Source organism: Kribbella sp. CA-245084 (assembly GCF_050942355.1).
Taxonomy (GTDB): domain Bacteria; phylum Actinomycetota; class Actinomycetes; order Propionibacteriales; family Kribbellaceae; genus Kribbella.
Genome location: NZ_CP192053.1, coordinates 3,087,727 through 3,110,338 on the forward strand (window position 1 = coordinate 3,087,727; position 22,612 = coordinate 3,110,338).

The following is a 22,612-nucleotide window of genomic DNA, read 5'->3' on the forward strand; positions in this document are numbered from 1 at the left end:
TCACCTACACTCGCCGGGTGCCGTCGATGACCGCGAAGAAGAAGTGCTGCAAGGACAAGCCGAGGTGCAAGAAGTGCCCGGTGGTGCTGATGCGCCTGTCCAAGGCAGGCTGCGCCGAGCGCATCGACAAGGTCCACTACAAGGTCGACAAGAAGGTCCCGAAGAAGGTCCTCAAGGAGGCGCGCAGCCGCTAGGACGCTCGCCGCAAGGTGATCGCGTCGGCGGCCTGGCGAAGCAGCCCGGGGATCGTCACGTGTGCGGCCTGACCGGTCGCCTCGAGGTCGTCGCCGTACCACCAGCCGTGCTTGCTGATGGTCTGCAGCTCGAGCTCCTCCTGGTTCGCGAACGTCACGTCGACGCGATCCACCGCGACCGCGAAGAAGGTCTGGTGCTGGATGATCTGGCACCCGCCCCACTCGAACTCGATCGTGTTCGTCGCGACCGGCGTACCGAGCGCGTCGGCCGGCAGCACGATGCCGACCTCTTCGCGCAATTCACGGCTGGCTGCCTCGCCGACAGACTCGCCGGCTTCGACACCGCCGCCGATCGTGAACCAGTACGGCACCTGCGGTTTCAGCGGATCCCAGCCGTGCAGCAGCAGCACCTTGCCGTCCGGACGCACCGGCAGCACGCGGGCCGTCGTACGGCGTCGGACCGTTCCTGGTGGTGGCAGCTGAGATTCGCTCACACCACAAAACGGTAAGGGACGCGCCTTGCTACGTGTCGGGTCCTGCGGCGCGTCTCACATGGTTGCCGCAGACATCTACGATCGGTGGCATGGCGAGTATCGGTCTTGGGCTGGCAGCGCTGGGTCGTCCGGGGTACATCAACCTCGGGCACGACGAGGATCTCCCGCTGGGGCGGGCGGTCGAGGATCTTCGGGTCCGCACGCACCAGCTGCTGGAGCAGGCCTGGCAGGCAGGTGTTCGGTACTTCGACGCCGCGCGTTCGTACGGTCTTGCCGAGAAGTTCCTCGGCGAGTGGCTCACCCCGGAGCGCCGTACGCAACTCACGATCGGGTCGAAGTGGGGCTACACGTACGTCGGTGAATGGCGGCACGACGCGGACACGCATGAGGTGAAGAGCCATGACCTCGCCACGTTCGAACGGCAATGGCCGGAGACCCTTCAAGCGCTTGGTGGACCGCCGGACATCTACCTCGTGCACAGCCTGACCGCCGACAGTCCCGCGCTCGAGGACAAGAGTCTGCTCGACCGTCTCCGCGAACTCACCGACTCCGGCGTCCGCGTCGGACTGTCCACGAGCGGCCCACGCCAAGCCGAGACGCTCCGCAAAGCAGTCGACCTCGGTACGCCGTTCTCCGCCGTCCAAGCGACCTGGAATGTGCTGGAGCCCTCCGCCGGCTCAGCGCTGGCCGAGGCGCACGACGCGGGCTGGTTCGTCGTCGTGAAGGAGGCGGTCGCGAACGGGCGTCTCACCAGCCGTGCCGGTGAGACGCCCTTCAACGAGTTCGCGCACCAGCGCGGCATCGCTCCGGACGCGCTGGCGATCGGTGCAGCCATGGCTCAACCGTGGGCGGACATCGTCCTCAGTGGAGCCACGACTGCTTCCCAACTGGCGAGCAACCTCGCCTATCGCGTTGACGGACCGTTGACCGAGTTCACCCAGCAGCCCGAGGAGTACTGGACCGAACGCTCGGCCCTACCGTGGATCTGAGCTCCTGCCGGAGCGCAGAAGCGCCTGAACTGGCCTTCGCTGCTGATGCCAGTGCGGCGTCCGGCTGCGGAGCCGGGACCGGTGGGCACTTGACGTCCGAGCGGTTGCCCGGCAGACGAGTCGGAAGCGCACCGGTCTGCAGGTAGGCCACGATGCGGTCGTCGGTGCACGCCACACCGGACAGCGAGCCGGCATGCGTCGTACCGCCGACACCTTCGATCAGGACCGAGTTCGGGAACGTCTTGCGCGTCTGCAAGGCGCCCGAGTACGGCGTTGCCGCGTCGAGCGTCTCGTTGATCAGCAGCGCGCTCTGGACGTGACGGCCGTCGACCTTCACCGGGTGGCCGGCCTTCGCGGGCCAGAAGGCGCACGGCGCGTTGAACCACGCGTTGTTCCAGGTCAGGAACGGCGCCTTGGCGTAAATGCGCCAGTTGTCGCGGCGCCAGGTGTTCCAGTTCGTCGGCCACTTCGCGTCGGTGCAGGACACTCCGAGGTAGACGGCGTACCCGTTGTCGTCGAACGGCGGGGAGCCGTACAGGTCGACCAGGGGAGCGGCGTCACCGTTGTGGACCCATCCGGCGAATGCGTTCGCCACATCCACCCAGCCGTACACGTAGTACGCGGCCTGGGTGAAGATGTCGTTCCACTCGTCCGGCCCGATCTTGCCGTCGGCGGGATGGCCGATGAGCTTGCGCAGCTGGGCGTAGTACAGCGCCTCGACAGCGCGCTCGGTGGTGCCGAGATGCCAGACGGAGTTGTGCGCGGCGACGTAGGCGAAGAACACCTTGACGCTCTTGTTGAACGCGAAGTCCTGGTCGAGGTTGGCGTCGTACCAGACGCGGGTCGCGTTCACGACGCCGTCGAAGATGACGCGGCGGAAGCGGTTCGGGTACAGCGTGCCGTACACCTGGCCGAGGTACGTGCCGTACGAGAAGCCGTAGTAGTTGATCTGCGGTGCGCCGAGCGCCTTGCGGATGCTCTCCATGTCGCGGACCGAGTCGAGCGTGGTCAGGTGACCGAGCAGCGCGTGCTGTGCGCTGTTGCAGGCCTTCGCGTAGGCCTTCGACCGGTTGATCCAGATCTGCTCGAGTTTCGGTGTCACCGGGACGTACAGCGGACGGTTGTAACCGGCGTAGTCCGGGATGCAGCTCAGTGCGGGCTGGCTCGAACCGACACCGCGCGGATCGAAACCGACCCAGTCGTAGGCGTCGCCGGCGCCGTTCGGCACGAACTCACCGAAGATCGCGTAGATCAATCCGGAACCGCCCGGTCCGCCCGGGTTCACCAGCATCGGACCCTGTGCCTGCGAATCCGGTGTCTTGTGCATCACCCGCGACACCGCGAGCTTGATCTTCGTTCCGTTCGGGCGGTCGTAGTCCAACGGCACCACGACGAACCCGCATTGCGCGCCCCGGCTGGCGAGCGTCGCATTTGTGCATGCTCCCCATTGGACCGGCGGTGGCGTGTAGCTCGCCGGCTTTCCGGAGGTACTGGACGGTGCGGCACTCGCGGCTGGAATGGAGCTGATTACTCCGGCAACCAGCGCGAACGAGACGCCTGCGGCAACAAATAATCGACGAATTCTCATCGGCCCTCCCCTTATGCCGCAAACATCGTGAACCCGCGAAACCCGGGGAACAAGGGTTCGCGGGGAGTATCCGGAGAGCTACCCGGACAGCACGATGAGTGGTCTAGAAGGTGTGTTCGTCTCCCGGGAAGGCGCCCGATGCGACCTCCGACGCGTACGTCGCGGCCGCGGTGGAGAGGATGCCGCGGAGGTCGGCGTACTGCTTGACGAAGCGCGGCATGCTGCCTGACCGAAGGCCGGCCATGTCCTGCCAGACGAGGACCTGTGCGTCGGTGTCGCGGCCCGCGCCGATGCCGATGGTCGGGATCGGGACGCGTTTGGTGATCTCGGCGGCGACATCGCCCGGCACCATTTCCAGGACCACCGAGAACGCCCCGGCTTCGGCCAGCGCGACGGCGTCGTCGATCAGACCCGCTGCCTGATCGCCGCGACCCTGCACGCGGTACCCGCCGATGCTGTGCTCGCTCTGCGGCGTGAAGCCGATATGCGCCATCACCGGGATGCCCGACTGCGTGAGCTTCTCGACCATCGGCACCATGTTCCGGCCGCCTTCGAGCTTGACCGCGTGCACGCCGGCTTCCTTCATGAACCGTACGGCGGTGTGGAACGCCTGCTCCGGCGACGCCTGGTACGAACCGAACGGAAGGTCCGCGACGACCAGCGCCCGCTCGACCGCACCGGCGACCGCACGTGCCAACGGGATCAGCTCGTCGACGGTGACGCGCAGCGTCGTGTCGTAGCCGTAGACGTTGTTCGCGGCCGAGTCGCCGACGAGCAGCACCGGGATGCCTGCCTGGTCGAAGATCTCGGCGGTGTACTGGTCGTACGCCGTCAGCATCGCCCACTTCTCGCCGCGGCTCTTGAAGTCGCGGAGGTGGTGGACGCGGTACCGCCGCGGTCGCTTGCTCGCCTCGGTCGAACCGCCCGGCGCCGGTTGGTTGCCGCCGGCCGCGGACGGACCTTCGGTCCCGGCCGCCGTGCTCGCGGACACCTGCGCGCGACGCGCAGCCCGATGCGTGGAGACCGGCTCGGCCGGAATCTGGCTCGGCGCATCCTGCTGGACATTCGCCCGCCGCCGCGCGCCCATCGGCCGCTCTTCACTCACTGGCGCGTTGCTCTCGTACTCCGCACTCGGATCGGACAGATACTCCTTGCCCTGCTCCCGCTGATACCCCTCGATCATCTCCGGCATGTACGCCGTGATCGTCTGCGTCTCCGGGTTGGCCTGCGAAGCTCCCGCCCCGCCCCGCCGCTGCGGCGAGCCCTGCTCATCCCGTGCACCCTCGTCCCGCCGCGCCGACTGCTCATCGCGTACGTCCCGCCGCGCCGACTGCTCGTCCCGCGGATCGCGCCGTGACGGCTGCTCCTGCCGCGGGGCGTCGTCGCGCCGTGGCGACTGGTCCTGGCGCGCGGCGTCGTCGCGTCGGGCGACCTGCTCCTGCCGCGGGGCGTCGTCCTGACGCGGCGCGAACTCTTGCCGGGCCCGCTCGTCGCGCCTTGGCTCCTGCCGCGGTGCTTGCTCCTGCGCGGGCGGCTGCTCCTGCCGGGAGGCGTGCTCTTGTTCCTGCCTGGCCAATTGTGCTTGCAGTGCTGCGAGCTCCTGCCGGGCCCGCTGCTCGTGTGACGACGTCTGCTCAGGACGCGGCTGCTCCTGGCGCGGTGGCTCGAGGCGCTGCACCGGCTCCTGCGGTTGCTCCTGCGCGGGCGGTGCCTGACGCGGCGCCTGCTGCTGCGGACCAAGCCCGTTGCTCAACCCATTGCTCGACGCGTGCCCATTACTCGAGGCATGCCCGTTGCTCTGCGCGGGCGGCAGCGGTGAAGGTGAAGGCTGCGGCGCCGGACTGCTCCAGTTCGCGCTGCCGTTGGACGTGTGCGGCGGTCGTGGTGTCACGCCGTTGCTCGACTGCGGCGGAGCCGGCGGCCGCGGTGCCTGCTGACCCGGCTGGCCGGGCTGACCTGGCTGGCTTTGCGGTGCCCGCGCGCCGTTGCTCCCAGGACCGAACGGACTAGGCCGTCCCTGCTGCGGCGCCTGCGGTGGCTGCGCCGGCGGCTGTTGCGGCCGGAACGGACTCTCGCCCTGGTACCCGGGCCGCTCGTACGACTCGTCGCGCGCTTCTCCGTAGTACTCAGGACGCTGCGGCGGTTGCTGCCGCGGCTGATGCTGTGACGGCGGCGGAGCGGTCGGCAGGTACGGCGGCTTCGGGACGTACGGCTGCTGCGGCACCGGGCCGCGCTCGTACGTCCGCGGTGCGTTCGGCAACGACGGCGACGGGTCGAGACCGGACGTGCCGGAGCCACGGTCCCGCCAGGTGTCGTTGTCGTAGTCCGAGCGGCGGTGTTCCTCGGTTGTCCGATTCTTCGGTCCGGTCCCGTACGGCGAGGGCAGCTCCTCGTCGTCGTCCTGGGTACCGGCCGACAGGAAGTTGTCAACCATGCTGCCATCGTCCCACCGTTGCGGAGGGTGAGCGCCACCGGCTGACGGTGAGCGATCGCTCACATCGTCCGGGTAGGTGTCGCGGGGCAGGCCGGAGCGATCGTGGGTCTCGTCCGACGAGCCCCACGGGGATTCTTGGGATGGGCGGTACCGCCAGGAGTCGCTCAGTGCTCGGCTGCCTTTCGTGCGTCCTCACGCCATGCATTCGTGATCGGCAACCGGCGGTCCCGGCCGAAGGCCTTGTGGGTCAACTTCGGGCCCGGTGGGTACTGCCGGCGCTTGTACTCCGCGCGGTCGACGAGCTGGATCACCTTCGTGACCAGCTCGGCGTCGAACCCGGCAGCGACGAGTTCCGCGCTGCCGCGGTCCTGCTCGACGTAGTCGTCGAGCATGTCGTCGAGCAGGTCGTACGGCGGCAGCGAGTCGGTGTCCTGCTGCCCCGGGCGAAGCTCGGCGGACGGGGGTTTGGCGATCGAGTTCTCCGGGATCGGGGGCTGCTGCCCCTTCTCCTTGGCGTCCGCGTTGCGCCACTTCGCGAGCCGCCAGACGAGCGTCTTCGGCAGGTCCTTCAACGGCGCGTACCCGCCGACCGCGTCGCCGTAGATCGTCGAGTAGCCGACAGACAGCTCCGACTTGTTGCCGCAGGCAAGCACCAGGTGGCCGTCGGCGTTCGACAGGCCCATCCAGACCACCGCGCGGACGCGGGCCTGCAGGTTCTCCTCGGCCAGCCCGGTCAGGCCGAGCGTGTCGAGGAACGGCTGCACCATCGGCTGGATCGGCACGACGCGGTAATTCAGCCCCGTCCGTGCGGCGAGCTCGGCCGCGTCGTCCTTGGAATGGTCGCTGGAGTAGATGCTCGGGTTGGAGATCCCGAACACGTGCTCGGCGCCGATCGCGTCGCAGGCGATCGCGGCGACCAGCGACGAGTCGATGCCGCCGGACAATCCGAGCAGGACCGACTTGAAGCCGTTCTTCTGGACGTAGTCGCGCAGGCCGGTCACGATCGCGCCGTACATCTCGGCCTCGTCGGACAGCTGCGGCGCGATCACCGGCTCCATCGCGTCGTACGACTCGACCGGGTCCTCGTGCAGCACGGTGTGGACGATCTCGATGCCCTCGTAGGTGCCCTCCGGCGTACCGGACGGGGCCGGGAGGTCCAGGTCGACGATCATGCTGCCCTGCTCGAACTGCGGGGCGCGGGCGAAGACCTTGCCGTCGGCATCGGTGACGAGTGAGTCGCCGTCGAAGACGAGCTCGTCCTGCCCGCCGACGAGGTTCACGTACGCGAGCGCGCAGCCGGCCTCGCGGGCGCGGCGTCGTACCAGGTCGCCGCGGCTGTCGTCCTTGTTGGCCTCGTACGGCGAGCTGTTGATCACGAGCAGGAGACCGGCGCCGGCTTCGTGGGTGACCGCGGCCGGGCCGCCGTCCTGCCAGAGGTCCTCGCAGATCACCAGCGCGACGTCGATGCCGTGGATCCGGATCACCTGCAGGGTGTTGCCGGGAACGAAGTGCCGGAACTCGTCGAAGACGCCGTAGTTCGGCAGGTGGTGCTTCACCGCGCTGGTGACGACCCGGCCTTGGTGGATCACCGCGGCGGAGTTGGTGGGCGAGCCCTTCGGCCGGCCGAGCCGGTCGACGCCCATCGCCGTACCGCCGGCTCGGTCGAGGTACCCGACGACCACGACGATGTCCCCGAGCCCCTCGTCGGCGAGCCGTTGCGCGAGGTCGTGGATCCGGCCCTGCGACGCGTCCACGAACGAGGCCCGCAGCGCCAGATCCTCCACCGGGTAGCCGGTCAGCCCGAGCTCGGGAAAGGCCACCACATGCGCACCTTGCTCGACCGCGTTCCGGGTCCACGCGACGATCTTGTCGGCGTTCCCAGCAATGTCACCCACGGTCACATTCAGCTGAGCAAGAGCAACTCGGAGTTGAGGCACGGGAGCACATTACTGGGTCCCCCCGCTCATCCCCACGCCCCTCGCCAACCTCTTACGTACGCCGAATGTACGCACCCACCCGAAGAAGGTTCCCGCTCAACGATTCCATCGCATCCACGGTCAGCCGTTCGCGCTCCAACCGGGGATACTCACTCCGCATCCGCTCGACGTGATCCCACCCCACCTCATGCCACCCGGGAATCCCACGCCGCCGCCCCTCGACCCGCCGCCGATGCTCACCCTCGTCGCCACAAACACACTCCACGAGCCGCAACCGCGCGTCGTACTCCGCGGCAAGTTCCTCCCACCGGCCAGCGATCTCTTCGTTCACCAGACAGTCCACGATCGCCGACTGCCCGAGCATCAGCTGCCGTTTGATCAAAGTGCCGAGCAGGTCGTAGTACATCGCGAGGAACACCGGCCGCTCGAGCCCGCGCAGTACGCCGTGGGGTCGGAGCGCCCCGAGCAACCAGTCGCCGGCGAAAGCCGGTACTCCGGTTTCTGTCGCCAGCGCTTCGGCCAGCGTCGACTTGCCAGTGCCCGGCAGTCCGGTGAACACGATGATCTGTTTCATGTCGGCGAGATTCCTGCTGTGCGGGCTACCAGGACTGGGGTGAGGGCGGTCCAGCCTAGGGATTCGTAGAGTGGGCGGCCCTCGGAGGAAGCGGAGAGGTAGGCGGTTGGGGTGGGGGTGGCTTGGGCTAGGGCGGTCATGAGGGCTCGGGCGAGGCCTCGGCGGCGGTGGGCGGGGTCGGTGGTGATGAGGTCGGCTACGGCGCCGGTGTGGAGGACGGCCATGCGGCCGGTGGCAGCGATCTCGCCGTACCCGCAGATCTGGGCGTCGATGATGGACGGGGTCGTGGAGAGCTCGAGGCTGTACGGCGCGGGCACGGGGTGCGACGCTTGCTCGGGCAAGCTGACCGTCATCAGCCATTCGGTGCGGAGCGCCTCGACGGGTTTGAGGTCGGCGGCAAGGCGATCGGGATCGTCGGTCGCGATCGCCAGCCACGAGGTGCCGGGCGGATTGCTGTCGGTCAGTGCGAGATGCGCGGCGGCGGTCGCGTTCGCTTCCGTGGCGACGTACTCGACCCGTCGCTCCGGTTCGCCGACGCGTACGACGGTGACATCGTCGACCTTTTGGTAATCGGTCCACCCTCGCGATGCGGACCATCCGCGTTGCCAGCGGGTCAGGGCTTCCTCGTGCACCCGCCTATGGAACAGCGACGAAGGTTCACGTCCGGAGGAACTTTGGATGGACGCGGCACCGACCCGGCGCGGATTGACTGGTGCCATGAGCACCCAAGCCGGACCGACCGGGCTGAGTGAGCGCGCACTCGGGCCGGACCTCGCGCGCGGATTCATGCTGCTGTTCATCGCCCTGGCCAACTCGCACTACTTCGTCTACAGCGACCGCGTCTTCGGCGGTTTCCCGACCGACGGCTCGGCGTCCGATCGCGTCGTCGGCCTGCTGATCTCGACCTTCGTCGACGGCCGCGCGTTCCCGATGTTCGGCGTGCTGTTCGGGTACGGCGTCGCGCAGATCGTCCGCCGTCAACGCGAATCCGGCACAGACTGGTGGCCGATCCGCAAGCTCCTCTGGCGACGCAGTCTCGTCCTGATCGTCCTCGGTTTCCTGCACGCGATGCTGCTCTACATCGGCGACATCCTCGCGGCGTACGGCGTCCTGCTGTTCCTCGGCGTCTGGGCCTTGCGCTGGAAGGATCGCTGGCTGTTCATCGTCGCCGCGTTCGTCCTCGTCCTCACCTCGCTGCCGAGCGAGGACTCGCTCGCGACGTCCTCAGACGCTGCCGATCCGGCGATGCTCCCGCCAGATTTCCTCGGCCAATTCGCCGACCGCATCGTCGTACAGCCGTTCATCGCCGGCCTCGGCTGGATCGGATTCGTGACGCCGTTCCTGATCGGCCTCTGGGCCGGGCGCCGCCGCATCCTCGAGCGGCCGGCGCACTACCTCACTCTTCTCCGTACGACGGCATTCCTCGGCCTGACGATCGCCGTCGCCGGCGCACTCCCGGTCTCGCTCGTCGTCGGCGGCGTACTCACCCAACCGAGTGACCACGCGCTCTCCATCCTCGGACCGTTGCATGACGCAACGGGTGTCTTCGGCGGTTTCGGGTACGCCGCGTTGATCGTCCTGATCGCACGCAGATTGGGCGATCGCCAGGGCCCGGTCTCCCTGGCGATCGCAGCCGTCGGACAACGTTCGCTGACGTGCTACCTGTCCCAATCGGTCGTGTGGGCCGTCGTGTTCACGCCGTACCTGCTCGACCTCTCGCACACGCTCGCCGCAACCACGACAGCCCTTCTCGCCGTCGCGACCTGGCTGGCGACAGTACTGCTCGCCGACCGGATGCGGCGCGCGAACTATCGCGGTCCGTTCGAGATCCTGATCCGGACCATCACCTATCGACGCAGTACCTATCAACCGAGGAGAACGGCGGCCACTCTGTCGCGCAACTCAGGCAACCGCGCGTAGAACACGTCACCCGGGCACTGCGTCGTGTTGTAGTCCCGGTGCCCGACGATCGCGACATGCGGATCGAGGCCGTACTTCGTGCACAGCCACGCGCACGTCAGCACGGACATGTCGAACAGCGCGACCGTCACGTTCTCGGTGACGTAAATGCCTTCGTGCTCGATGCCGATCGTGTGGCTGTTCTGGTTCGCGGTCTGCGCGCCGAGGACGTTCTGGCCGTTGTTGATCGCCGACAACGACTTGCTCCGGCCCTCCATCAGGAATCCGCCGCGGCTGATCGTGAGCTGGTTGCCCATGTCGATCCAGCCGTTGGTGTCCATGTGCAGGTCCTGGATCCAGTGCTGGACCGAGTACGCCGCCGCGAGCGAGTAGTCGGTGACGTTCGGGCTCGCGGTGTGGTGGATGACGATGTGGTCGGGCTTGCCGATCACCTGGGTCGCCGACTTGGGCGGGCGCGCCGACCACTCGGTGCGCGTGTAACAGCGCGGCGCGGGGGCGGCGAGCGCTGTTGTGGGCATGGCTGCGGTCAGGGCCCCGCCGAGCAGTACGCCGCCGGCGGTCGCGCCGAGCAACGTACGCCGGGAGACCCGGGCGCGTTGGATATTTTCTGGGGCGGTCATGCTGTAGAAAATTCCCTACGAACAGGGCCTCCAAACCGGAATGATCTAATGACGTGGTGACACAGAGTCAGGAGGGCAACGCCGTCGTGCGTTTGGGCCTGGTAGGCAAGGGTTTGCGGGTCCTTGTCGCCGTGGTCGGCATCGGCTTGCTCATCAACGGATCGGTGCGCGCATCCGACGACGCGTGGCCGTTCGGACCGATGTCGCAGTACGCGATGTCGGTGCCCGACGACGCCAAGATCGACTACACCCGGATCAGCGCGGTCACCGATGCCGGTACGACGGTCGACGTACCGCTGAACATCGAGGGCGCCGGCGTCGCGCGGGCCGAGATCGAGGCGCGGACCGGGGGGATCGTGAAGGACCCGTCGCTGCTGCAGCAGGTCGCGGACGGGTGGGCGCGGAAGCATCCTGACAAGCCGAAGTACGTGAAGCTCGAGTTGATCCGCGATACGACCCAGTTGGTCAAGGGCCGGGTCGAAGGGCCACCGACGTCGCAGGTGTTAGCGACGTGGGAGGTGCGTAAGTGAAGGCCGTCAATTGGTTCACGCCGGCGATCGCGCTGGGGCGGATCGCGTGGTTGCGGACGGTCCTGTACCTGTTCGTCATCCTCGACATGCATGCGTTCGTCCGCGACACCCGCGACAAGGGCGAGCACCCAGGCCTGTACCAGCCGTTGCTGCTGGCCCGGATGCTGGATCTTCCGAAGCCGTCGGTCGCGAACACGACCGCGTTGTACGTCGTGCTGATCGTCGCCTGCCTGATCGGTGCGACGAACTACTTCCCGCGGATCGCCGGCTGGATCGTCGCGCCGGCGTTCACCTGGTGGGTCCTGATCGGGATGAGCGACGGCAAGGTCGACCACGACCACCTCGCGCTGGTGATCGCGCTGTGGGTCCTTCCGACCGTCGGCGCTGCCCGGCGCGGGCGTGCGTCGTACGGCGATCAGACCCGGTCCGAGGCGGCCGGGTGGGTGATCCGGTGCATCCAGATCTGCGTGATCGCGACGTACTTTCTGTCCTCGGTCGCGAAGCTGCGCAGTGCCGGATGGGCGCTGACCTGGCCCGGGAGCGCCGTACTGACCTGGGCGATCGTGCGGCGGCCGCACCCGGTCGGGGAGTGGTTGCTGCACTATCCCTGGGTGCTGCACGTCATGCAATGGGTCGGGATCATCGGGGAGTTCTGCTCGCCGGTCATCCTGTGGCTCAAGGGGCGGTGGCAGTTGCTCGGGGCCCTGTTCTTCCTCGGGTTCCACGCGGCGAACACGGCGATCCTGCTGATCCACTTCCTGCCGACGGTGGTCTGCTGGCTTGCCTTTGCCCCGCTGGAGCGGATCGTGCCTTGGGTCCAGGCCCGCCGAGCCAAGGACCGGTCACACGACTCCGGAGAGGCCGAACACGAGGCCGAAGAGGGCCGGGAGGCCCAGCAGCAGGCCGGCGCGTAGGCGGAAGCGGCGGCCGCCAGGGCCCGGGGTACGGACGATGCGGGAGAGCACGGCACCGGCGTACCCGAAGACCAGCGCGGCGAGCAGGATCTGCGTGGTCGGCAGGCTGTCCGCGTCGTGATGGGTCAGGCCGAGCGTCACCAGGCCGGGGCAGCAGAACGCGCACATGCCGAACCCGAGCTCCGGGACCGGCAGCCAGCGGCGGCCGAGGACGTCCCGTTCGGCGGGTCGCTTCCGGCGCAGCGACTGCCCGAATCGCGCCGTACTGACGATGAGGTCGCTGAGGCAGAGGACCGCGGCGACGATGAGCGCCGCATGGAAGATCGTCTGCACGGGAACACGCTAGGCCCCTGAGCATGCCTGTGTCCGCCTGGGCACGTAACGTCTGCTTAACAGAGGCGGGGCACACTGTGAGAAGTTCTGGACTTGGGCGAGAGGTGGACTGATGGACAAGCAGCAGGAGTTCGTGCTGCGCGCGCTGGAGGAGCGCGACGTACGCTTCGTGCGGCTCTGGTTCACCGACGTGCTCGGGTTCCTGAAGTCGGTGGCCGTGGCGCCGGCGGAGCTGGAGAGCGCGTTCGCCGAGGGGCTCGGGTTCGACGGGTCGGCGATCGAGGGGTTCGCCCGGGTGACCGAGGCCGACATGCTGGCCAAGCCGGACCCGTCGACGTTCCAGATCCTGCCCTGGCGCGGCGAGACCATGGGTACGGCGCGGATGTTCTGCGACATCAACATGCCGGACGGGTCGGCGTCGTTCGCGGATCCGCGGCACGTGCTGAAGCGGACGCTGTCTCGCGCTGCGGATCTGGGCTTCACCTTCTACACGCATCCGGAGATCGAGTTCTACCTCTTCAAGTCGCTGACGGGCGCCGTTGGTACGACGCCTGAGCCGGTCGACTCGTCCGGGTACTTCGACCACACGCCGCAGGGGATCGGGAACGACTTCCGGCGCGAGGCGATCACGATGCTCGAGTCGATGGGCATCTCGGTCGAGTTCAGCCACCACGAGGGCGGGCCCGGTCAGCAGGAGATCGACCTGCGGTACGCCGACGCGCTGTCGACCGCCGACAACATCATGACGTTCCGCGTCGTGGTGAAGGAGGTGGCGCTGTCCCAGGGCATCTACGCGTCGTTCATGCCGAAGCCGCTGTCGGATCAGCCGGGGTCCGGGATGCACACGCACATGTCGCTCTTCGAGGGCGATCGGAACGCGTTCTTCGAGGGCGGAGCGCAGTACCAGCTGTCGAAGACCGGGCGTGCTTTTATCGCCGGGCTGCTGCGTCACGCGGGTGAGATCACTGCGGTGACGAACCAGTGGGTGAACTCTTATAAGCGGCTGGCCGTTGGGGATGAGGCGCCGTCGTTCATCTCGTGGGGTCACAACAACCGGTCGGCGCTGGTGCGCGTTCCGATGTACAAGCCGCACAAGGGACAGTCCTCGCGGGTCGAGTTCCGGTCTTTGGACTCTGCGGCCAACCCGTATCTGGCGTTTGCTTTGATGCTTGCTGCTGGGCTGAAGGGGATCGAGGAGGGCTACGAGCTGCCGGCCGAGGTTGAGGACGACATCTGGTCGTTGACCTCCCGGGAGCGCAAGGCCCTCGGCATCAAGCCGCTCCCCGGCAGCCTCGCCGAGGCCATCAGCGCGATGGAAGACAGCGAGCTGGTCGCCGAAACCCTCGGCGAACACGTCTTCGACTTCTTCCTCCGCAACAAGCGAGCCGAATGGCAGGACTACCGCCGCCAGGTAACCCCGTTCGAACTAAACAAGCTCTTACCTGTCTTGTAGGCGGTCCGCCCCCGCGTGCTCCGCAGGCGCTTCCTTCGTCGCTTCGCTCCTCAACGCACCTGCTCCGCGCGCTCCCACCCGCCCCCGGCTCATCGCCGTACATTGCCGGCTATCGCCGGATCTTCCGGCTAGCGCCGGGAGTGTCCGGCTGCCGCCGGGGTGGCGGGCTGTCGCCCGCGGGTGCGCGCTTATCGCGCGGTGACTGCGTTTGGCCGGCGCTCGTGTGCGCGGTGACTGGTGGGCGGGGACCGTCGTGAGGTGAGCTGTGGTGAGGGGACGTCTGGCAAGCGGGGTGGCTTCGGGGGATGGGCGATCTGCCGGGTGGTCGAGGCAGGGCGGGGCGGGGCGGGGCGGGGCGGGTGGAGCGTGACGTGTGGAGACACCGCGGTTGTTGGTGGGGGCGGTAGAGCAGCCGCAGTTTTACGCGTCCACTCTGAAGGGGTCGTGTTCGGTGAGGAGTTTGTCTAGGCGGGCTTGGTCTACTCGGTTGGTTACTTCGGAGAGTTCTTGGCGGTCGCGGACTACCTTGCAGAGGACGACGGTTGACGTCACGGTGTAGAGGAGGCCGAGGGCGAGGAACGCTCGTACCCACGGCTGGGCCGGCAGGTAGATCAGGGCGACCGTCATCGCGGTGAGTGAGATGCCGAAGGATGCGACCGCTTGGGCGTAGAACGCTGCGGTCTGCTGGGGCTGGATGCTTTTGCTCATGCCGGAATCGTCAGCGACAAACCCCCGCCGCCACATGAGCAGAACCACTCAATCAGCTCACCCACCGTGGAGACTGGAGAGCCCCTATGGAGACCGGGAACATGTCATGCCCGGTCCCCGGTCCCTTCGGAGGGTCCCCGGAGGCCGTTGTCCGGAGCTCATGGAGACTGTCAGCCGAGCAGGACTTCTTGGATGGTTGCCGGTTCGGTGGTCGAGAGGTGGTCCAGGACCGCGGCGCCGGCGGTTAGTTTGCCGATGATGGTGGACGTCGGCGGGAGGGTGGCGGCGGTCGGGAGGATGAAGAAGGTGGCGGTGTTGCCCAGGCCGGGAGTGTTGCTGAGGGCAACTGTTCCTTGGGGGTAGGTTTCGTGGCCGGTCAGTTCGGGGGTGAAGTGGTAGCCGGGCCGGCCCGCGCCGCACTCGAGGATCGCCCGGGTGTGGCGCGGGCACGGGGTCCGGTTGTAGAAGCGTTTCAGCGCGAGATACGTGAAGCTGTGGACCGCGCACGGTGCCGCGCTGCGGTCCAGTGTGAGGACCAGGTCGCCGCGGTTCGTCCGGATGGTTACCTTGACGAGGCCGAGCGTCGGCGCGAGCGAGTACGGCGGGCGCCCGGTCTCGCCGGGCACTCGCTCGTACTGGCAGCTCTTGAAGAATGCGGCCTGGGCGCGGGCTGCCCAGCCTTCGACGACGAGCGCGATGGCGGCGACCAGCAGGACGGCGACGACCCGTTTCCAGTGACGCATAGTTCCGAAGGTAACACTGAGTGCAGTTAATGCAACAGAGCGTGTTCAGACTCCGGCGGTCTGCGGTGGTGCGTCGTCCGAGGCGTGCTTCGAGGTCCAGCGCGATGCCGCCGTCGAGTGCCGGTACGGCGGTTCGGTCGGCGCCACCTCAGCCGTCAGAGCATCGACAACCGGCTCGACCACGGGAACGATCGGCGTACCGTCCGGAGCGAGCGCGTACACCTCTTCGACCGTGAGCAGCCCGACCGGGCGGACGCCTTCGGTGACGATCACGATGCAGCCGGGGATCACCTGCTGGGCGCGATTCCCCTTGGCCGGAACGAGAATCCCCTCGGCCGGCGTACGCCAGGCGCCCGGCGCGAACCGGCGCAGCGCGATCCCGGCCTGACCGTCCTCGGGCGTTCGCGGTGGGAGGTACGCCGTCGCGGTGTAGTCGTAGTCGTAATCCGGCTCCGGCGGACCCGACACTCGCCCGCCCTGCTGGGGTGTCAGCCAGAGCACCGTTCCGCGCACGGCGAGCGACCCCGTCATCATGACCATGAGAAGCCATCATGCCGACTACTGAGCGAATCCGCTACACGACACCGTGTATTCCCCGCGATCTTCCCGCGATCCAGCTGAGACTTTGTGAACACGCCAACCATTGTGCGCCTCCCGCAGTGGTTGATGGGTGCCCAAGGAGCCTTCGTGACGCGAGGTTGGATAGGTTGTGGGGGTGGCTGAGGGTCGGAGAGGGTCGTGGGAGGGACGGCTGGTCCGGCTCGGGTTCGAGGACCCGCAGCGGGCGGCGGGGATGCTCGAGGAGTTGGACGCGCTCGACTCGCACAGCCCGATGGCCACCGAGCAGCTGATCACGACGCTGGGGGAGTCGGCCGATCCGGATCTCGCGCTGCACGGGCTCTGCGGGATGGCGGAGGCGCTGCACCGGCACGGGTACGACGTGGCCGCGTTCGCGCGCACGCTCGAGATGGACGAGGGCTTCCGCCGCCGGCTCGTGTACGTGCTCGGCGCCAGCGAAGCGCTCGGCCGGCATCTCGCCGTACATCCGCGCCATTGGTACGACCTCGCCGACCCGGCGTTGGCCGGTTCCCGCCCGTCGGTCGAGGATGTCGCCGCCAAGCTCGCCACGGCGGTCGACGCCGAGAATCCGATCGACGCACTGCGGGTCGAGTACCGTCGCCTGCTGCTCCGGCTGGCCGCGCGTGATCTCGCCGAGGGCCTGCTCGTCGACGAGGTCGCCGCCGTACTCGCGGATCTGGCCGGCGGAGCGCTCGAGACCGCGCTGCACCTCGCTCGCAACGAGTACTTCGCCGCGCACCCCGGCGCCGCCGACTGCCGGCTCGCGATCATTGCCATGGGCAAGTGTGGCGGCCGGGAGCTCAACTACGTCAGCGATGTCGACGTGCTGTTCGTCGCCGAGCCGCACGACGGCGAGCCCGAACTGCCCGCGCTGAAGACCGCGACCCAACTCGCCGCCGCCACGATGCGGATCTGTTCGGCGCACACCGGCGAGGGCACGCTCTGGCCGGTCGATGCCGCGCTCCGCCCGGAGGGCAAGTCCGGTCCGCTCGTCCGCACCCTCGACAGCCACCTCGCGTACTACCAGCGCTGGGCCAAGACCTGGGAGTTCCAGGCGCTCCTCAAGGCCCGTCCGGTCGCGGGCGATGCGGCACTCGGCCGGGAGTACTCCGAGAGGATCGGCGACCTCGCCTGGTCCGCAGCCGACCGCGAGGGCTTCGTGGACGACGTGCAGGCGATGCGCCGTCGCGTCGTCGACCACATCCCGGCCGCGGACGTCGATCGCCAACTGAAGCTCGGCCCCGGCGGGCTGCGGGACGTCGAGTTCGCAGTACAGCTGCTGCAGCTCGTGCACGGGCGCAGCGACGAGTCCGTCCGCAGCGGTACGACGCTCGTCGCGCTCGAGTCCCTCACCACCAGCGGGTACGTCGGACGCACCGACGGCGCCGTACTGGCGGATGCGTACCGCTTCCTGCGCTCCATGGAGCACCGCATCCAGCTGTATCGCCTGCGCCGTACCCATCAGGTCCCCGACGACGAAGCCGACCTGCGCCGCCTCGGCCGCTCGCTCGGCTTCACGAAGAACCCGGTCAAGGACCTGACCGCAGCCTGGAAGAAGCACGCGCTCGAGGTACGGCGGCTGCACGAGAAGCTCTTCTACCGGCCGTTGCTGGCCGCGGTCGCGCGCATCCCTGGCGACGAGGTACGCCTGACGCCGGAGGCAGCCAAGCAGCGGCTCACCGCGCTCGGGTACGCCGATCCCGCGTCGGCGCTGCGGCACATCGAGGCGCTGTCCGAGGGAGTGTCACGGCGTTCGTCGATCCAGAAGGCGTTGCTGCCCGCGATGCTCGGCTGGTTCGCCGAATCACCGGATCCTGACGCCGGCCTGCTCGCGTTCCGCACGATCTCCGACGCGCTCGGCTCGACACCGTGGTACTTGCGCCAGCTCCGCGACGAGGGCGCATCCGCCGAACGCCTCGCGCACCTGCTGGCCAGCGGCCGGTACGCCGTCGACCTGCTGCAACGCGCGCCCGAAGCAACCGCGATGCTCGCCGACGAACGCGAACTCACACCGCGGACCCAGGACGCTCTGCTGGCCGAGATGTCCGCCGCCGCCCGTCGGCAGGACACGCCCGAGGCTGCGGTGCAGGCGATCCGAGCAGTACGCCGACGGGAACTGTTCCGCATTGCCGCAGCCGATCTGTCGGGCCTTGTCGATGTGGAGACCGTAGGCCGAGCGCTGACTGTCATCTCGGTCGGAACGCTGACCACCGCGCTCGAGGTCGCGCGGCGAGCCGTCGCACAGCGTCTGATTCCTGAGGGCGAGCCCGAGCCGACACGGATGTCGATCGTCGCGATGGGCCGCTTCGGCGGGCACGAGCTCGGTTACGGCAGCGACGCCGACGTGATGTTCGTCCACGACCCGAAGCCCGGCGCGGACGAGAAGGCGGCAACCGACTTCGCGACGCAGGCCGCGACCGAACTGCGCCGCCTGCTGGCGTTGCCGGGCACCGATCCTGCGGTCGCGGTTGACGCGGACCTGCGGCCGGAGGGTCGGCAGGGACCGCTGGTCCGGACGCTCGCGTCGTACGCCTCGTACTACGCGAGATGGTCGGCGGTCTGGGAAGCGCAGGCCCTGCTGCGGGCCGACCCGTTGTGCGGCGACGCCGACCTGTGCCAGTCGTTCCGCGAACTGATCGATCCGCTGCGCTATCCGGAGAACGGGATCAGCGAGCGCGACGTGATGGAGATCCGCCGGATCAAGGCCCGCGTCGACGCCGAACGGCTCCCGCGAGGCGCCGACCCGGCCACCCACACGAAGCTCGGGCGAGGCGGTCTCGCCGACATCGAGTGGACCGTCCAGCTCCTCCAACTCCGCGAGGCGCATCGCGTTCCCACTCTCCGTACGACGCGCACGCTCGGCGCGCTGTACGCCGGCGTCGACGCCAACCTCGTCGACCCGACCGAGGCCGACACGCTCCGCGCCGCGTGGGAAATGGCGACCCGCATCCGCAACGCGATCATGCTCGTCCGCGGCCGCCCGAGCGACTCGCTGCCGCGCGATCCCCGCGACCTCGCCGCCGTGGCCCAGATCTGCGGTTACCCGCCGGGCGAATCCAGCCGCTTCTCCGACGACTACCTCCGCACCACCCGCCGCGCCCACAACACCGTCGCCCACCTGTTCTGGGACGACTGAGGTCCTGTCTGGTGATCCAGCGCCTACTGCGGGGCACTCGGCACGGCACCTCGCCGCACGGGTGCAAAGGGAACGATGCTCCGCATCGACCCCTTCGCCCCCGCGCGCCGATGCACCGCACCGAGCACCTCCTCGCTACGGCGCTGGATCACCAGACAGGACCTATACACTCCTGGCGGTGGAAACAGTGGATCACGTCAGGCAACCGGGAGTCTTCAGCACGGTCCGGCGCAGTGTTCGGATGACGGCTGGGCAGACGCGGGTCTGGCAGACACACTGGTCGGAGCTCGGCCGTACGGAGGAGGACCTGCCGTCGGGTGAGCTGGATCTCACCAAGTGGTTCGGCCGGGAAGCGCCTACCGTGCTGGAGATCGGTTCCGGCATGGGCGAGGCGACGGCGCAGCTCGCCGTCGCCGCGCCCGAGGTCAACCATCTCGCCGCCGAGGTGTACCCGGCCGGCCTGGGACAGCTGATGCTGTGGGTGGAGAAGTACGACCTGGACAACGTCCGGCTGCTCAAGGGCGACGCGCTCGACTTCCTCCGCGATCACGTCGCGCCGGGCACGCTGGCCGGCGTACGCATCTATTTCCCCGACCCGTGGCCGAAGAAGCGCCACCACAAGCGCCGCCTGGTCAGCCCGCCGTTCGTCAAACTGGTTGCCTCCCGCCTCCAATCCGACGGAACGTTGCACCTGGCAACGGACTGGCAGGACTACGCCGATCGCATGCTCGCCGCCTGCGAAGCCGAGCCGTCGCTGCGCAACCAGTACGACGGCTGGGCCCCGCGTCCCGAATGGCGCCCGGTCACCAAGTTCGAGTCCCGCGCCCAGGCCGAGGGCCGCGACGTGCGCGACCTCATCTATACCAAGGTCACGCAGACCGACTAGTGAAGTGCCACTGCCCGGCCGGCACGGTGAAGATCGTGTACCCGTCGTCGTACGTCGCGTCGCCCGCAAACGACTGCGGTACGGCGGCAACGTCCGCGGCAGCCGCTGACGGCACATGGACCTCTGCCGTCGTACCGACCGGCACCTGCACCTCCAACGACAGCACCCGACCGGTCCGCTGCCAGGAGACTGATACCCGCCCGCGGATCGTCTCGGTCCGGATGCTCGCCGAGTTCACCTCGTCGCGCGCGTCCGGCCGGACCACGATCCGCTCGCAGCCCGCATCGACCACGCGCAACCCGGCGACGTTCTCGAAGATCCACTGCACGACCGTGCCCTGGAAGTAGTGGTTGCGCGACCGCGAGTCGTCCTCCCACTTCTCCCACATCGTGTCCGCGCCGAGATCGAACCAGTAACCCCAGCTCGGATAACTCCGCTGCAGCGCGACCTTCGTTGCCACATCGCCGTACCCGTGCGCAGTCAGCACGGGCAGCAGTACGCCGACGCCCAGGCATCCCGTGTTGAGATGGAATCCGCGCGCCTCGACGTCAGCGGCCAACCCGGCCGCCACCTGCGCAACCATGTCGTCCGGCACCATCCCGAACGCGAGCGGCACGGCATTCGACGTCTGCCGATAGTCCGGATCCTCAGCCGACCGGTACCATCCCGCCGATCGATCCAGGAAGGCCGCGTTCAACCCGTCGGCGAGCTCGCCGGCTGCCTTCCGATAGTCGTTGGGCTGCCCAATCAAGTCGCCGATCTCCGCCGCGACCACGACCGCCCGATACAGGTACGCCGTACCCGTCAGCCGCCGGTCTTCCGGTGCCGGACCGCTCCCGTATCCCGGCGGCAGCCAGTCGCCGAGCACGCTCACCGACAACCCGTCCTCGACCCGGCCGAGCTCCCAGGACAGATAACGAGTCAGCGATTCCCAGTGCTCGCGCAGCAGCCGCTCGTCGCCGTACCAGCGGTACATCTCGCGGAGCAGGAACGGATACACGGTCGGCCACTCGGTCGCGGGGGAGAGGTCGATGAACCCCCACCCGCTCGTCGGCACGATCACCGGCAACTGCCCGGAGTCTGCCTGGCTGTCCCGGATGTCGCCCAGCCACTTAGTGAAGAACCGCGCCAGATCGAGCGTCGCCAGCATCGTCGGCGAACCCACCTGCGCATCGCCGGTCCACCCGTTCTTCTCGAAGAACGGCGTGTCCGTCGGGATCCCGTGCAAGTTGCTCAGGACCGTACGCCGCATCGCGTGCTCGAACTGTTCGTACGGCGCCTGCGACGAAGCGAACCGGGTCACACTGCTGACGTCCGAGTTCACCACCCGCATCTGCACCTCGGCTCGCGCACCTTCGAGTTGCACGTACCGAAAGCCCTTGTACGAGAACCGCGGCTCCCAGACCTCGACAGCACCGTTGCCGGCCGCAACATACTCGTCGCGCTGGATCCGATCGCCGTCGACGTGCCCGTTCTCCGCCACCACGTTGCCATCAGCAACCGTCTCGCCGTGCGTCAGGCTGATCATCGTACCGGCCGGCGCTGTCACGGAGAGCTTCGTCCAGCCTGCGACGGTCCGCCCGAAGTCCACGATCCACACACCCGGCCGGACCTCGGTGACGTCGACCGGGTCCACGGTCTCGACCACCCGGATCGGCTCGTGCGCCTGCGCGGTCACCTTCCCCTTCGGCGCCTCGACAACGGCGGCCGTCGTCCAGGACGAGTCGTCGAATCCGGGCGCGTCCCATCCCGGCAGCGCGCGACGGGCGTCGTACGTCTCGCCCAGATAGAGCGAGTCGGAGAGCGTCGGTCCGCCGGTGATGCGCCACGACTCGTCCGTGACGATCTCGTCCACGCGCCCGTCGTCGTACTCGACAACCAGCCGGGCGATCAGCCGTGGGTCCGCGGTCCATGGCGCCTGATGCCAACGCCAGACATTGACCGAGGTCAGGCCGAAGAACCCACGCCCGAGCTCAGCCCCGACCACGTTGTCGCCGGGCACGAGCAGCTCGGTCACATCGTGCGTACCATACAGTACGGTATGGTCGTAGGCCGTGAAGCCGGGATCGAGTACGGCGTCACTCACCGCCTGCCCGTTGAGCCGCAGGTCGGCATACCCGAGACCGCTCGCATACAACCGCGCCCGGCGCACGGTCCCGTCGACCGCGAATCCGCGCCGCAGCAGGGGAGCGCTGTCGGTCGCCCCTCCGATCCACTGCGCCGAGCCGAAACCCTCCTCACGCAGACCGGTCTCGAACCATTCCGGTGCTGCCCACTCACCGGCCTGCTCGTCCCACAACCGGACGGTCCAGTGGTACTGCGTCCGCGCCGCCGTCGGCCCGTCGTACTCGACGCCGAAGGTCCGCGCCGAGTCGACCTTCCCCGAGTCCCAGACATCCGCGGTGTCCGGAGTCAACAGCTCCGGCGCGGACGCGACGAGGATCTGGTACGCCGTCTGCGTCGCGCCGTACCCGGGAGCGGTGGCGACCCAGCTGAACCGCGGCCGGTTCACGTCGACACCGAGCGGTCGGACGGCGTACTCGGTCTTCAGAGAGCGGGGAGTCAGCACGCACAGGACCG

At 68.2% G+C, this 22,612-nt stretch carries 20 protein-coding genes; 8 read left to right on the top strand and 12 right to left on the bottom strand.

The window, feature by feature from the left end; genetic code table 11:
* Positions 1–17: 17 nt before the first annotated feature.
* Positions 18–194, top strand: a complete 177-nt coding sequence (locus ACQPYH_RS14905; protein WP_432894707.1) for a hypothetical protein — start codon at positions 18–20, stop codon at positions 192–194.
* Here ACQPYH_RS14905 and ACQPYH_RS14910 read toward each other — a convergent pair.
* Positions 191–688, bottom strand: a complete 498-nt coding sequence (locus ACQPYH_RS14910) for an NUDIX hydrolase (protein WP_432891505.1) — start codon at positions 686–688, stop codon at positions 191–193. The two genes, ACQPYH_RS14905 and ACQPYH_RS14910, sit on opposite strands and share 4 nt — an antisense overlap.
* 89 nt (positions 689–777) lie before the next feature.
* Here ACQPYH_RS14910 and ACQPYH_RS14915 point away from each other — a divergent pair, with 89 nt between their 5' ends.
* Positions 778–1,677 carry an aldo/keto reductase gene (locus tag ACQPYH_RS14915; protein WP_432891507.1) on the top strand — a complete coding sequence of 300 codons (900 nt, stop codon included), beginning with the start codon at positions 778–780 and terminating at the stop codon, positions 1,675–1,677.
* On the opposite strand, the gene ACQPYH_RS14920 is transcribed toward ACQPYH_RS14915, so the two are convergent.
* The 5 genes from ACQPYH_RS14920 to ACQPYH_RS14940 form a co-directional block, all read right to left on the bottom strand.
* Positions 1,622–3,265, bottom strand: a complete 1,644-nt coding sequence (locus ACQPYH_RS14920; protein WP_432891510.1) for an alpha/beta fold hydrolase — start codon at positions 3,263–3,265, stop codon at positions 1,622–1,624. The genes ACQPYH_RS14915 and ACQPYH_RS14920 overlap by 56 nt on opposite strands.
* A gap of 103 nt (positions 3,266–3,368) precedes the next feature.
* A complete protein-coding gene (gene panB, locus ACQPYH_RS14925) occupies positions 3,369–5,699 on the bottom strand; it encodes a 3-methyl-2-oxobutanoate hydroxymethyltransferase (protein WP_432891513.1) in 2,331 nt (776 codons plus the stop codon).
* A gap of 164 nt (positions 5,700–5,863) precedes the next feature.
* Positions 5,864–7,594, bottom strand: coding sequence for an NAD+ synthase (locus ACQPYH_RS14930; RefSeq protein ID WP_432891516.1), 1,731 nt, complete (start codon positions 7,592–7,594; stop codon positions 5,864–5,866).
* A 94-nt stretch (positions 7,595–7,688) separates the two neighbouring features.
* On the bottom strand, positions 7,689–8,210 hold the full coding sequence (locus tag ACQPYH_RS14935; RefSeq protein WP_432891519.1) for an AAA family ATPase: 522 nt from the start codon (positions 8,208–8,210) through the stop codon (positions 7,689–7,691).
* Positions 8,207–8,842, bottom strand: a complete 636-nt coding sequence (locus ACQPYH_RS14940; RefSeq protein WP_432891522.1) for a GNAT family N-acetyltransferase — start codon at positions 8,840–8,842, stop codon at positions 8,207–8,209. The genes ACQPYH_RS14935 and ACQPYH_RS14940 overlap by 4 nt, the downstream gene beginning before the upstream one ends.
* A gap of 85 nt (positions 8,843–8,927) precedes the next feature.
* Between ACQPYH_RS14940 and ACQPYH_RS14945 the strand changes: the two genes are divergently transcribed.
* Entirely contained in the window at positions 8,928–10,130 is a 1,203-nt protein-coding gene (locus tag ACQPYH_RS14945; RefSeq protein WP_432891525.1) for a DUF418 domain-containing protein, read from the top strand.
* On the opposite strand, the gene ACQPYH_RS14950 is transcribed toward ACQPYH_RS14945, so the two are convergent.
* Positions 10,076–10,750 carry a peptidoglycan recognition protein family protein gene (locus ACQPYH_RS14950; RefSeq protein ID WP_432891528.1) on the bottom strand — a complete coding sequence of 225 codons (675 nt, stop codon included), beginning with the start codon at positions 10,748–10,750 and terminating at the stop codon, positions 10,076–10,078. The genes ACQPYH_RS14945 and ACQPYH_RS14950 overlap by 55 nt on opposite strands.
* Positions 10,751–10,806: 56 nt before the next feature.
* Here ACQPYH_RS14950 and ACQPYH_RS14955 point away from each other — a divergent pair, with 56 nt between their 5' ends.
* On the top strand, positions 10,807–11,280 hold the full coding sequence (locus ACQPYH_RS14955; RefSeq protein WP_432891530.1) for a hypothetical protein: 474 nt from the start codon (positions 10,807–10,809) through the stop codon (positions 11,278–11,280).
* On the top strand, positions 11,277–12,194 hold the full coding sequence (locus ACQPYH_RS14960; protein ID WP_432891533.1) for a hypothetical protein: 918 nt from the start codon (positions 11,277–11,279) through the stop codon (positions 12,192–12,194). The genes ACQPYH_RS14955 and ACQPYH_RS14960 overlap by 4 nt, the downstream gene beginning before the upstream one ends.
* Here the strand turns inward: ACQPYH_RS14960 and ACQPYH_RS14965 are convergent.
* A complete protein-coding gene (locus ACQPYH_RS14965; RefSeq protein ID WP_432891535.1) occupies positions 12,123–12,527 on the bottom strand; it encodes a hypothetical protein in 405 nt (134 codons plus the stop codon). The genes ACQPYH_RS14960 and ACQPYH_RS14965 overlap by 72 nt on opposite strands.
* Positions 12,528–12,639: 112 nt before the next feature.
* On the opposite strand from ACQPYH_RS14965, the gene glnA reads away from it, so the two are divergent.
* Positions 12,640–13,980 carry a type I glutamate--ammonia ligase gene (glnA, locus tag ACQPYH_RS14970; protein ID WP_432891537.1) on the top strand — a complete coding sequence of 447 codons (1,341 nt, stop codon included), beginning with the start codon at positions 12,640–12,642 and terminating at the stop codon, positions 13,978–13,980.
* Positions 13,981–14,400: 420 nt separating this feature from the next.
* On the opposite strand, the gene ACQPYH_RS14975 is transcribed toward glnA, so the two are convergent.
* From ACQPYH_RS14975 to ACQPYH_RS14985, 3 genes are all read right to left on the bottom strand, one after another.
* The gene (locus ACQPYH_RS14975; protein WP_432891539.1) at positions 14,401–14,688 is read right to left on the bottom strand and encodes a YiaA/YiaB family inner membrane protein; all 288 of its coding nucleotides are present in this window, start codon (positions 14,686–14,688) and stop codon (positions 14,401–14,403) included.
* A gap of 170 nt (positions 14,689–14,858) precedes the next feature.
* Entirely contained in the window at positions 14,859–15,431 is a 573-nt protein-coding gene (locus ACQPYH_RS14980; protein WP_432891542.1) for a peptidylprolyl isomerase, read from the bottom strand.
* A 45-nt stretch (positions 15,432–15,476) separates the two neighbouring features.
* Positions 15,477–15,971 (bottom strand): hypothetical protein, encoded by a 495-nt coding sequence (locus ACQPYH_RS14985; protein WP_432891544.1) that lies wholly within the window; start codon positions 15,969–15,971, stop codon positions 15,477–15,479.
* A 253-nt stretch (positions 15,972–16,224) separates the two neighbouring features.
* Between ACQPYH_RS14985 and ACQPYH_RS14990 the strand changes: the two genes are divergently transcribed.
* On the top strand, positions 16,225–19,146 hold the full coding sequence (locus ACQPYH_RS14990; RefSeq protein WP_432894404.1) for a bifunctional [glutamine synthetase] adenylyltransferase/[glutamine synthetase]-adenylyl-L-tyrosine phosphorylase: 2,922 nt from the start codon (positions 16,225–16,227) through the stop codon (positions 19,144–19,146).
* Positions 19,147–19,324: 178 nt separating this feature from the next.
* Positions 19,325–20,032 (top strand): tRNA (guanosine(46)-N7)-methyltransferase TrmB, encoded by a 708-nt coding sequence (gene trmB, locus ACQPYH_RS14995; protein WP_432891547.1) that lies wholly within the window; start codon positions 19,325–19,327, stop codon positions 20,030–20,032.
* Here the strand turns inward: trmB and ACQPYH_RS15000 are convergent.
* Positions 20,016–22,601, bottom strand: a complete 2,586-nt coding sequence (locus ACQPYH_RS15000; protein WP_432891550.1) for a family 78 glycoside hydrolase catalytic domain — start codon at positions 22,599–22,601, stop codon at positions 20,016–20,018. The two genes, trmB and ACQPYH_RS15000, sit on opposite strands and share 17 nt — an antisense overlap.
* Between the last annotated feature and the right edge of the window lie 11 nt (positions 22,602–22,612).